Raw genomic sequence first — 11814 nt, forward strand, 5'->3', positions numbered from 1 at the left:
AAACCTCTAATCTATTTGTGTAACAGGAATAGCGTCTAGCTGCCATTTCCAGTTTTGTTTAGTTTCGGCTACAGGTAGCATATCAATGCAATCTACAGGGCAAGGCTCAACACATAAATCACAGCCAGTACATTCATCAATTAACACGGTATGCATTTGACGAGTTGCGCCTAAAATAGCGTCAACTGGGCAGGCTTGAATACATTTGGTACAGCCAATACATTCATCTTCGCGAATATAAGCCACTGTTTTTATAGGTTCTGCTTGCTCGCCACCGGCAAGTGGTTTTTCATCAACCCCCATTAAGCCGGCAAGCTTTTTCATGGTTGATTCGCCGCCTGGTGGGCATTTATTTATTTCATCGCCATTAGCTATGGCTTCGGCGTAAGGGCGGCAGCCCGGGTAGCCACATTGTCCGCATTGAGTTTGCGGCAAAATAGTATCAATTTGCTCAACAATAGGGTTACCTTCAACGCGAAAGCGAATTGCTGCAAACCCTAAAATAAGTCCAAAAATGAGTGCTAGCGAACCAATCGCTATCAAGGCATAAAACAAGGTCATATTAAAACTTCACTAATCCAGTAAAACCCATAAACGCCATCGACATTAAGCCTGCAGTGATCATTGCAATAGAGGCGCCTTTAAAAGGCGTAGGAACGTCAGCAGCTGCTAAACGCTCTCGTAGTGCTGCAAACAATACAAGCACTAAAGAAAAACCAACCGCAGCACCAAAACCATATACCGCAGATTGTAAAAACGAATGATCTTCTTTGATATTTAATAAAGCCACACCTAATACCGCACAGTTAGTGGTGATCAGCGGTAAAAATATGCCTAATAAACGATATAGGGTAGGGCTGGTTTTACGCACAACCATTTCGGTAAATTGCACTACAACGGCAATCACTAAAATAAAGCTCATGGTGCGTAAAAAGGCGATATCCAGAGGGATTAAAATATATTGATTAACTAAATAGCTAGTTACAGAGGCAAGGGTAAGCACAAACGTGGTTGCCAAAGACATACCAATCGCCGTATCAAGCTTACCTGATACGCCCATAAACGGACATAAGCCTAAAAATTGTACTAATACAAAGTTATTAACCAGAACGGTTCCAATCAATAACAAGACATATTCTGTCATGTGTGCCTCACGCTATAATAAACGTGGGTATTATCCTTTTTTCTTTATCGATTAACAACACATGAGAAGCAAATAAACGACTCAATCAGTAATGATATTAAAGCGACTTAAGATTTCAGGTGTAATTAGAATAGGATCAATATTATACGGCTTTAAAATATCTTTAAATTGATCGTGTTCTTGGTATAAATCTAATAGTGCTTTATTAAATAGGGCAATTTGTTCAGTAGATAATTGAATTTTATTAAACCCAATAAAATAGGGGGATTCGCTTTGTAAAAAAGCCAAATTAACATGATGTAAGTTAAATTGTTTTAGCCTAGCGCGCGCTTGTAAAGTATTGGCAAAATATCCATCTATACGGTTGTTTTCTATCATTTTTACACCCGTACCATTGGCATCAGTGAGTAAAACGATATCAAATTCTCTCAATCCGTCTTTGATCATTTGTTGCTGTATTTTGATTAGTTGAAAAGATGCATTTGAAGGGCCAAAAACAGCAATTTGCATTTTTTGTAGATCATTGAGGCTTTTAATGGTTTTTTTAGCACCTTCAGGTTGAAAAAAACCATATTGCATTTTCATAAGCGGAATCGAAAAGTAAAGCCATTCGTTGCGGTCAATATTCCAGCCCATAGGAAAGTTTCCTTGAGCTTGCAGGTTTTTTAACATCAGCTTAGAGCGACGATTTGGTACGCTAATAAACTCACATTTATAATTGAGGCGTTTACACGCTAAGGTAAGTATATCAACAAAGGGGCCAGTGGCATTATTGCTTTCATCAACAAATGAAAATGGAGGATAGTTGTGAGTGCTAAAAACTAATTCTTTTTGCGGGGTGCTTGCGTACAAACTCAAAGGCATAATAAAAAGTATAATAAAGGTAACTACTCTTTTCATGATGCCTCCAATAGACTATATGTCTTTAGGTTTTTCTATGTAATAACCCTGAACGCCATCTAAACACAAAGTTTCTATAATGTGCTTTTCTTCTTGGCTCTCAACGCCTTCGGCAAATACGCTAACACCAATACGGTGGGCTAAATCAACCATTAAGCGCATAAAATACTGATTATTTTTATCATCTTCAAGGCCGCGAGTGTAACTTGCATCCATTTTAATAAAGTCAGGTTTTAAATCGCGGAAAAACTTAAATGAAGTTAAGCCAACACCAAAACGTTCAACAGTTACGCGTGCGCCAACACGGTGAACCATGTCGATAAAGCGTTTACTAGCTTTGATGTTTTGCTGTAAACCAAACTCGCTAACCTCAAATACTAGTTTAGATGCAATATGCGTATCTTTCAATAATCGGCGCTCTAGCCAAATTACAAACTGATCGTTGTGTGCACTTGAGGCTGTTACGTTTAAACCAAAAAACTTTTCAGATAAATTACGGCTTTTAACTTTTTCAAGAGAAGAGTCGATGATTAAGCGATCAATTTCTATTGCCATATCAAGTTTTTCGGCCATTGCTAAAAAAGAAGCGGTAGGCAGTACTTGATTGTCTTCTGTTTTAAATCGAACTTGTACTTCAGCGTAGGCTTTTATGCTTTTACCAAGCGGCATAATGTTTTGCATCACTAAATGCACACGCTTAGATTCAATAACTTCCTTAATAACCTTACGCCAGTTTTGATTACCAAACCCCGCACTTACGTTATTAACTAAATCGGTTTCGCGTTGTACGTGCCATGCATTAACTTGCTTTGACTGCGCCATGCTCATCGCGTTATCAACAACAGAAAGCAGTTCGCCTAACGGTTTACCTTTTTCGTAACCCACAATACCCGTATTAGCTACCGAGCTTAACTCTTGGTTTTGTTGGTACTGCGTGAAGCGCGATTGCAGGTTTTCACCAAAGCGCTCAGCTTCTTTTAAAGGAATGTGGGGGAGTACTACCGCAAAATCAGAGCTGTTTAATCTAAATACTTGGCTACCCGTGTAAGTGCCGCTTATGTGCTTAATAATATCAGCAACGCCTTTAACGTACTCGTCACCTTTTTGATAACCACGGCTTTGGTTTATAGCTTGTAGTTCGCTACAACGAACCATAGCTAAAGAGCCAAATGTACTTTGCTCAGTGTTTTCAATATTTTTTTCGTAGTACTCAACAAACATATTACGATTACCAAGCGAGGTAATTACATCTTTGTACGCTTCATGCTTGATAGTCATAGCAGCGCTTTGTATGTCTTCGTTTTTGTTTTTTAAAAAATGTGATAACCGATTAAAACTAGGTACTAAATCTTTTCCCATTTTTTTCAATCGAGTGCCATCTAATGCTGTTTCTAAATCATTATCAAGTTGGTTTTGATTGATATAAATATCGATAATGTCAGCAACTGTTGTACTTATATTTTTATTTAAATGATAAAAAATAGATTTCATTAGAATTATTGGAATAATAACTAAAATGGCAGAAATCAAAATAACAATAAAAAGGGACGTTTGTAGCTGCGACGCTAAATGCTCAATGTTAAGTACAAATTCAACTTTTATATCTGCGGCATCGTTTACAGCAAACTGTGGGCGTACAGAGTTAAAGTTAGAGAGTACAAAATCAGCAAACATTGGTAATTGAGTAGGGGGGTTAATGCTAAATACTTCAGCACCTTGGTAATCTCTTAGAGTAAAGCTTGAAAACGTATTACCATCTGCAATTGATTGTTTTAAATTTTGAGCAGAAATATCGTCTAAAGAAAGGTCATTAATATACTTAGTAACAGTTGTTTGTGCATTTTTTTGTGCATCACTTACCGCAGTATCAAAGCTTATAGATATGAAGTAGCTTCCTGCTGCAACACACAATAACCAAGAGATAATTTGTATAAAAATAAGTTTTTTAAATCCAGCCATGTTTTCAGTCTTTTAATGATCAAAAGGGAAGGAATCAAGTCCTTGATTAATAAACTAAGTACAGCGCATTAAAGAATTAAACTAATGCTTTAGTTATATAAGGAAGAGTAGTGGAAATAGCTTGGAATGTCTATGAAATTCTTAGAATTGGCTCCCCCTCCCCGACTCGAACGGGGGACCTGCGGATTAACAGTCCGTCGCTCTAACCAACTGAGCTAAGGGGGAAGCGTCTTGCCTTTCAACGGGGCGAAATATTAATGATGGAGCCGCAAAGTGTCAACATATAAAAGTCATAAATTGAAAAAAGAGGTTTATTCGTTGTTTTTGTGTTCGATCTGCGTGATTTATAGCTCTATTAAAGCTGTTTTTTTAAGAATTTAAGAATACTAATGCGAGTTTTATTATTGTTGAGTCTTTAAATTGGTTAAATTAAACACGCCATTAAAGCCACTTGTAATTAAAAAACAACTCAAAAACATAAAATTTCATTTTTTACTTTGGGGTATTCTTCGTATTTATTTACTTTTTTATTTTAATTTTCTAAAAATATACCTGCACGAATAGTCATAAAAGTATTTTTCCCTCTTAATAGTGATCCAATTTTGATCTATAAATTGAGCATTTATTATCTTCGCTCAAAAATAGAACAATCAATAACTTAACTTTGTATTAAACGTTTTTTATTTACTAACGTATAACTATGTTAAGAAGAAAAATCGGCAAGCTTGCGTTTTCAGTGTGAGTTTATAAAAATGCCACAATTAGCAAATCAATAATTGGTTGGACCTCAGCGAAAATTGCGAGTCTCTCAAGGCCTTTATAAATGCGGCTTTGAATGAGTTATCCACGGTTTCTGTGGATAACTCTGTTTATGAAACTTTAAGAACATCATCGGCACCAATGTTTTAGGGTGCTACAACGATTTCAAGCTTTTAAATCACTATTTTTTATTCATTGTAAAACAGTAGGTTATGTTTTGGTGGCTAATAGATGTAACTCCATGAATGAATTTTTTCGTAACGATAAACCAAGTAGTTGCTTTGTGTAAAAAAGCATCAGATAACACAGGGTGTTTGTAATAAAAGTTATAAAAATGTGTTTTAATTGTTTTTTGGCGTGTTTAGGCTCTATTTTAACAAAAAGATGTAAAAACCAAGTTTTACTATTTTTTAGAATATTTACTTCCGTAATTACATCAATTGTAGTGATAAATCCGTGGCTTGAACTGCCTTGATGCTTTAAAATGATTCGTTCAGTAAAAGAGGCCTATTTATTTCATGCGCGCAATTTCAAAATCTCAGACTCGCCCAGATTTACTAAACGATCCTATCTTGCCTACATTAAAGACGATGACCATACCGATGATATTCGGGATGATCACACTAATGATGTTCAATATTGTAGACACCTTTTTTATAAGCTTACTTGGCACCGAACCACTAGCTGCCGTGAGCTTTACATTTCCGGTTACTTTTACCGTTATCAGCTTAGCAATAGGGCTGGGGATCGGTACATCAGCAGTAATAGCGAAAGCGCTCGGCAGTAATAAAATTGATGAAGCACGTTTTGATGCCAGTATTTCTTTAATGGTTGGTGTGGTTTTGGTTATTTTGTTGTCATCTGTTGGATATTTACTGATTGACCCCATATTTACTTTGCTAGGAGCGGGCGCGCAAGTATTGCCGTTAATACACGAATACATGAATGTATGGTTTATCGGTAGCGTATTTTTAATAACCCCAATGATTGGTAATTCGGTACTGCGTGCCAGCGGTGATACCAAAACGCCAAGTATAGTAATGGGCGGAGCCGGGCTGATAAACGCCGTACTTGACCCAATACTTATATTTGGCTTTGGGCCGGTACCCGCGTTAGGAATTCAAGGCGCTGCCATAGCAAGTGTTGTTGCATGGTCGGTCGCTGTGGTTATTATTTTATATATATTAGCGGTTAAAAAACGTTTGTTGAGTCTAAAAGCGGGCAAGCAAACTGTAACTGGCGCTATTCGTAAAATATTAAAAATTGGTTTACCTGCTGCAGGTGCAAACATGCTTACACCCGTTGCAATGGCTGTAATGACCGCCTTAGTAGCGCATCATGGGCCAGAAGCCGTGGCCGCATTTGGAGTGGGAAGCCGGATAGAATCTATTGCAAGTATATTAGTGCTTGCGCTATCGATGACATTACCGCCATTTGTGAGTCAAAACTTTGGGGCTGGCAAATTATGCCGTGTTAAAGAAGCGTATACCGGCACACTAAAATTTGTGATGGTATGGCAATTTGCCATTTACGTATTACTAATTGCATTTTCAGGTGTTATAAGCCAATTATTTGGTAAAGAACAAGCCGTAATAGATGTAATTAAGCTCTTTATTTATACCATCCCACTAAGCTATGGCTTACAAGGGGTGATCATATTATCAAACTCATCGTTTAATGCTTTACACAAACCAATGAACGCATTGGTACTAAGCGTTATTCGTTTATTCATATTTTATGTACCATTTGCTTATATCGGCAACGAAATAGCTGGATTATTAGGATTATTTATAGGCGCTGCCATAGGTAATTTATTTACAGCAATAGTGGCATATAAATGGTTTATGAAAAAACTAGAAGCGCTGAGCGGCGAATCGTTACAGGAGTGCAATAATTGAGCGACCATTTTCAGTTAAAATCACATTTCAAACCAGCAGGCGATCAGCCTACCGCCATTAAACAGCTATGCGAAGGGTTAGAAGCGGGGCTTGCACACCAAACGTTATTAGGTGCCACCGGTACAGGTAAAACCTTTACTATGGCCAATATTATTAGCGATTTAAATCGTCCAACAATAATAATGGCGCACAATAAAACATTGGCTGCGCAGCTATACGGCGAGATGAAAGAGTTTTTTCCTAAAAACGCGGTTGAATACTTTGTATCGTATTACGATTACTACCAGCCAGAAGCCTATGTTGTATCTAGCGACACATTTATTGAAAAAGATGCTTCGATAAACGAGCACATAGAGCAAATGCGTTTAAGTGCGACCAAAGCATTGCTTGAGCGTCGCGACACCATTATTGTGGCATCGGTATCGGCTATTTATGGTTTGGGTGACCCTAAATCGTACATGAAAATGATGCTACTTTTAAAAGTGGGCGAAAAAGTCGATCAACGCGACATGCTACGCCGCCTTGCTGAAATACAATATACCCGCAATGATATAGATTTTAGCCGAGGTACATACCGTGTACGTGGCGAAGTAGTTGATATATTCCCAGCTGAGTCAGACACATTTGCTGTACGAGTAGAAATGTTTGATGATGAAATAGAACGCTTAAGTATTTTTGACCCGCTTACCGGTGCAATTGAAAAGCACATAGTGCGCGCTACTATTTATCCTAAAACGCACTATGTTACCCCGCGTGAAAAAATACTTGGCGCTATCGAAAAAATAAAAGAAGAACTAAAAGAGCGACGCGCCCAGTTACTCAGTGCAAACAAATTAGTAGAAGAGCAACGTGTAGCACAGCGAACGCAATACGATATAGAAATGATGACCGAGCTAGGTTATTGCTCGGGTATAGAAAACTACAGCCGTTATTTATCGGGGCGTACGCCAGGCGATCCACCGCCAACATTGCTTGATTACCTACCTGATGACGCATTAATGATTATTGATGAATCGCATGTAACCGTATCGCAAATTGGCGCAATGTATAAAGGCGACAGAAGCCGTAAAGAAAACCTTGTTGAGTATGGTTTTAGAATGCCCTCAGCAATGGATAATAGGCCACTGCGCTTTGAAGAATTTGAAGCCATAGCACCACAAACTATTTATGTATCGGCAACGCCTGGCGACTTTGAGTTAGAGCGCTGCGCGGGCGAAATAGCAGAGCAAGTAATTCGCCCAACAGGGCTGCTCGACCCACTTATAGAAGTACGTCCTGTGGGCGATCAGGTTGATGATTTACTCTCAGAAATATACAAAAGTGTGGAGAAGGGCGAACGCGTACTGGTAACTACACTTACTAAACGTATGTCTGAGGATTTAACAGACTACCTAAGCGAGCATAATGTAAAAGTACGTTACTTACATTCAGACATTGATACCGTTGAGCGCGTAGAAATAATTCGTGATTTACGAGCAGGCGTGTTTGATGTGTTAGTGGGCATTAACTTACTGCGAGAAGGCCTTGATATGCCAGAAGTGGCACTTGTTGCCATACTTGATGCTGACAAAGAGGGCTTTTTACGCTCGGCTCGCTCGCTGATACAAACCATTGGCCGTGCTGCGCGTCACTTAGATGGCCGCGCTATTTTATATGGCGACAGAATTACAAAATCAATGGCAAAAGCCATGGACGAAACAGCACGCAGACGCGAAATTCAGCATGCATACAACGTTGAGCACGGTATAGAGCCTCATGCTCTGGCTAAAAAAATACTTGATGTAATGGATGTAGGCGAAGAAGCGGCTCCTAAAGACAACCTTAAACTTATTCGTAAAGAGTCTAAAAAGGTTCTTAGTGCGAAAGAAATTGCCGTGCAAATTAAGCAGCTTGAAACCAAAATGCATGCATACGCAAGCGACCTAGAATTTGAAAAAGCGGGCTCTGTACGCGATGAAATACATGAACTACAACAACAGTTGATTAATTAAAAATGACAGCAAACTTTACACCTCTTATTACTGCGCTTGAAGACGCGCCAATTTTAAAAAATGAACTGTGTCGTGTTTTTCATGGCCGAGGCCACAGCGTCGAAGCATTAAGCCATATTAATTTAGACTTTTACCCGCCAAGTTTATTTTTGGTTTCGTACGATGAAATTGATGAGCAAACACTAAGCGAGCTCACCAATGTTGTGTGGCAGTGGGCACAAAAAAACCAGCCTGAGCTTATTACGTCACTTGTGTACCAGCAGCGTGCTGGCGTACAAAGCCAAAACACCGTGGTTTATGGGCAATTACCTAATCCACATGTTGTAACCGAAAATGGCATTCGCTTTTTGGTTGATTTACAGAGCCGCCAAAATACCGGAATATTTCCCGATATGCGCAGCGGCCGTGAATTTGTAATGGCTAACAGCAAGCATGGCAAAGTGCTTAATTTGTTTTCGTATACGTGTGGGTTTTCGCTTGCCGCAATGCAAGGCGGGGCAGATCATGTGATGAACATGGATATGAGCAAAGGCGTGCTTAAAGTTGGCAAGCAAAACCATCAACTAAATGGTTTTGAGCGCGGCGTAAGTTTTTTACCTCACGATATTTTAAAATCGTTTGGAAAACTAAAAAAAGCAGCCCCGTTTGATTTAATAATAGTTGATCCGCCAAGCTTTCAAAAAGGCAGCTTTATATTAACTAAAGACTATCAAAAAGTGCTGCGCAGGTTGCCAGAGCTACTTTGCGATACCACACAATTGCTATTGTGTGCGAATAGCCCAGAGCTTAGCGAAGATGCGTTTAAAGCATTAATAAACGAGAACACCCAAGGCGCAATTGAATTTGTTGAGCGCCTAGCCCCCACCGAGCGTTTTATTGAAGTAGACAGCGACAAAAGTTTAAAAGCGCTTGTCTATAAAACGTCACAAACATCTGCTTAAATGAAGCTCAGTAAACGCCTAACTGCCATTGATAAATTAATTTCGCAGCATCACGATATTATTTGGGATTGTTGCTGCGACCATGGTTATTTAGGCATGGCGCTATTAAAACGCGCAGCTGCAAACCACGTTATTTTTGTAGATATAGTCGCCACTTTAATGAACGATTTAGAAGCGCAATTATCATCTATTAATAAATTACAAAAAACCTGTAATAAAGATCCGAAGTGGCAGGTCTTATGTCAGGATGTAGGCAAAATAGAAATTGCTCAAAGTAAAAGTCAAGTAGTTGTAATAGCAGGTGTTGGCGGTGAGCTGTTGTTAAGTTTAGTACAACAAATTATTGCTAATAACGCAGTGGAGCATTTAAATAATGTTCGGTTTATTTTATGCCCCGTGCATCACACTTATAAGTTGCGAGTGGGTTTAAAACAACTTGGTTTAGGGCTTATAAGTGAGCAAATAGTTTACGACAACAAACGTTTTTATGAAGTGATTGAAGTGAGCTTTAGTACCAATATTGAGATTAGCCATACCGGCAACAAAATGTGGGACTTTGCTAGTACAGAGCACGCTATGTACCAACGGCAACTCATAAATCATTATAATAAAATGCTCAATAAAGATAAGCCATACTATCAAAAAGTTATAACAGACTATCAAGAACTCACCGATAGTTAAAAAAGCCCAAAAGTAGGGCGTACATGTGATCTAATTACGACATTGACGACGTAATGTGTTCATAGTTTATATCGCACAACGCGAGTTTATTTGGTTTATTTATGTCAGATAACAAGAGTCACATTAATCATTTGCTTAGCAATGAGCAAAAATGGCAACACAGTTACGAGCAACCTATTTCTTATGCACCCCTTGTGCAATTGGCTAATAGTAACTGGGTGGTGCCACAGCATTTTTTACGTTACAAGCACACGCTTCAAAGCGTAAACGAAGTACTTGAGAGTATTGAGTTTTCGGCTCACTTTAGAGTGCTTGCTGCACAAAAAGGTGAAGAAATTTACCTGCAAGTAGCAGTGCTGAGCCCTGATAACTACCAAAAAAGCGCATCTACTAATGAAGCCAAAGCTAAAAAACTATTATTTGGCAGACGCTGGATAGTAGAGGAAAACTTACCTACCTCAGAGCTTATTCAAACCGCATTTTTAGCGTTAAAAGTAGCGCGAGAACATGAAGTAAGAGAGCTTTTTCAGTTAATGCAAAGCGGCGCAACAAGTACGCCATTTAATAACCATCACGACTTACCGGTAATGGCGCAAAATCCTGAACTTGTTAAAAGCGAAGCGGTTACAAGTAACGTTGACGAAGTGCTTAAACGCATTGTATTTGCAGGAAAAAGTATTGAGCTTAAAAGCCAGCAGCAAGTAGCCGAGCAACATTTATATACTGTTGAGCTGTTGTGTGAGGATTGCCAGCTTAGCGAGTTTAATAAAAAAACAATTGCGTTTTTAACAGCAGACTCATCCGCTAATAGTTTTTTACACGGCTTAATTGCGGCATTGGTGGCCACAAGTAATGACTATGTAAACGAGCAGTTTAAATACAAAGGTTTTGCCCGCTTTAGCAAGCACGTAGTGGTTGAACAAATAGGTAACCTAAGTATCGCTATGCGCTCGCCAAGTACCGTAGGGCTTTGCTCTATGGGTAAGCAACATGCAAATCAGTTAAATTTTGAGATAGACAGCGGGCGAGCACCACAGGGCTGCGGGCAAGCTATTGGTGGTTTTTTAGCTGCTCATGGCATTGAGCAGCCAGAAAATGCACATTTATATCCAAATTACTTATAACAACTTAAAGTTTATTAATTTCATCTTTAACGTTAAAGCTTGAATCAGTAACAATAGCCTCAAGTGTTTGTACACGCTCTTTTAATGCAAGCACTTGTGCGTTTGTTTCAGCTAGTTGTTTATGGGCATCGCTGTTGTTGTTTTGCATTTTATGCTTAAACTCAAGGTGCTTTTTATACATATCGTAAACTACTCCTGAGCCAACCGAAATTAGCACAATAAGTACAATCATCGTAGTTCCAGACATAACCTCATTCCTTATCATTTTATTATTCGTTTATGGTTAAAGTATAACCTTTAAGCGCTTTTGATAAAGCTGACAATTGTAACTTAATTTGTATACTTTATTTAATTCAGCTTTGAGCGTGTTCATCATTTATACACTTCAGATATTGTTTAATGGCTGCATAGCCACCA

General features: G+C 38.7%; 10 protein-coding genes and 1 tRNA gene. 5 read left to right on the forward strand and 6 right to left on the reverse strand.

The window, feature by feature from the left end; all coding sequences use genetic code 11:
- Nucleotides 1-6 precede the first annotated feature (6 nt).
- The 5 genes from rsxB to QMA08_RS11140 form a co-directional block, all read right to left on the reverse strand.
- On the reverse strand, nt 7-561 hold the full coding sequence (gene rsxB, locus QMA08_RS11120) for an electron transport complex subunit RsxB (RefSeq protein ID WP_007585357.1): 555 nt from the start codon (nt 559-561) through the stop codon (nt 7-9).
- A 1-nt stretch (nt 562) separates the two neighbouring features.
- Nucleotides 563-1144: an electron transport complex subunit RsxA gene (rsxA, locus tag QMA08_RS11125; RefSeq protein ID WP_008172491.1), complete on the reverse strand. Its 582-nt coding sequence runs from the start codon at nt 1142-1144 to the stop codon at nt 563-565.
- Nucleotides 1145-1225: 81 nt separating this feature from the next.
- Entirely contained in the window at nt 1226-2044 is an 819-nt protein-coding gene (locus tag QMA08_RS11130; RefSeq protein WP_290174524.1) for a transporter substrate-binding domain-containing protein, read from the reverse strand.
- Between the two features lie 15 nt (nt 2045-2059).
- Nucleotides 2060-4003, reverse strand: a complete 1944-nt coding sequence (locus tag QMA08_RS11135) for a GGDEF domain-containing protein (protein WP_039487283.1) — start codon at nt 4001-4003, stop codon at nt 2060-2062.
- Nucleotides 4004-4151: 148 nt separating this feature from the next.
- Nucleotides 4152-4228, reverse strand: a tRNA-Asn gene (locus tag QMA08_RS11140).
- 1052 nt (nt 4229-5280) lie between these two features.
- Between QMA08_RS11140 and QMA08_RS11145 the strand changes: the two genes are divergently transcribed.
- From QMA08_RS11145 to QMA08_RS11165, 5 genes are all read left to right on the forward strand, one after another.
- Nucleotides 5281-6660, forward strand: a complete 1380-nt coding sequence (locus tag QMA08_RS11145) for an MATE family efflux transporter (protein ID WP_290174525.1) — start codon at nt 5281-5283, stop codon at nt 6658-6660.
- Nucleotides 6657-8651: an excinuclease ABC subunit UvrB gene (gene uvrB, locus QMA08_RS11150; protein WP_039487290.1), complete on the forward strand. Its 1995-nt coding sequence runs from the start codon at nt 6657-6659 to the stop codon at nt 8649-8651. Before QMA08_RS11145 ends, uvrB begins: the two co-directional genes overlap by 4 nt.
- Before the next feature lie 2 nt (nt 8652-8653).
- A complete protein-coding gene (locus QMA08_RS11155) occupies nt 8654-9592 on the forward strand; it encodes a class I SAM-dependent methyltransferase (RefSeq protein WP_290174526.1) in 939 nt (312 codons plus the stop codon).
- Entirely contained in the window at nt 9593-10273 is a 681-nt protein-coding gene (locus tag QMA08_RS11160) for a tRNA (adenine(22)-N(1))-methyltransferase TrmK (protein WP_290174527.1), read from the forward strand.
- 101 nt (nt 10274-10374) lie between these two features.
- Nucleotides 10375-11397, forward strand: a complete 1023-nt coding sequence (locus QMA08_RS11165; protein ID WP_182752787.1) for a hypothetical protein — start codon at nt 10375-10377, stop codon at nt 11395-11397.
- 4 nt (nt 11398-11401) lie between these two features.
- Here the strand turns inward: QMA08_RS11165 and QMA08_RS11170 are convergent, their stop codons facing one another.
- Complete coding sequence (locus QMA08_RS11170) at nt 11402-11644, reverse strand: hypothetical protein (protein ID WP_010553668.1); 243 nt, start codon at nt 11642-11644, stop codon at nt 11402-11404.
- Between the last annotated feature and the right edge of the window lie 170 nt (nt 11645-11814).

It is taken from the genome of Pseudoalteromonas sp. APC 3355, from assembly GCF_030407615.1.
Classification (GTDB): domain Bacteria; phylum Pseudomonadota; class Gammaproteobacteria; order Enterobacterales; family Alteromonadaceae; genus Pseudoalteromonas; species Pseudoalteromonas distincta.

What these genes read in the sequence shown, in the direction of transcription:
- rsxB (WP_007585357.1), bottom strand. Translation starts at nt 561, where the DNA reads ATGACCTTGTTTTATGCCTTGATAGCGATTGGTTCGCTAGCACTCATT.
- rsxA (WP_008172491.1), bottom strand. Translation starts at nt 1,144, where the DNA reads ATGACAGAATATGTCTTGTTATTGATTGGAACCGTTCTGGTTAATAAC.
- QMA08_RS11130 (WP_290174524.1), bottom strand. Translation starts at nt 2,044, where the DNA reads ATGAAAAGAGTAGTTACCTTTATTATACTTTTTATTATGCCTTTGAGT.
- QMA08_RS11135 (WP_039487283.1), bottom strand. Translation starts at nt 4,003, where the DNA reads ATGGCTGGATTTAAAAAACTTATTTTTATACAAATTATCTCTTGGTTA.
- QMA08_RS11145 (WP_290174525.1), top strand. Translation starts at nt 5,281, where the DNA reads ATGCGCGCAATTTCAAAATCTCAGACTCGCCCAGATTTACTAAACGAT.
- QMA08_RS11155 (WP_290174526.1), top strand. Translation starts at nt 8,654, where the DNA reads ATGACAGCAAACTTTACACCTCTTATTACTGCGCTTGAAGACGCGCCA.
- QMA08_RS11160 (WP_290174527.1), top strand. Translation starts at nt 9,593, where the DNA reads ATGAAGCTCAGTAAACGCCTAACTGCCATTGATAAATTAATTTCGCAG.
- QMA08_RS11165 (WP_182752787.1), top strand. Translation starts at nt 10,375, where the DNA reads ATGTCAGATAACAAGAGTCACATTAATCATTTGCTTAGCAATGAGCAA.
- QMA08_RS11170 (WP_010553668.1), bottom strand. Translation starts at nt 11,644, where the DNA reads ATGTCTGGAACTACGATGATTGTACTTATTGTGCTAATTTCGGTTGGC.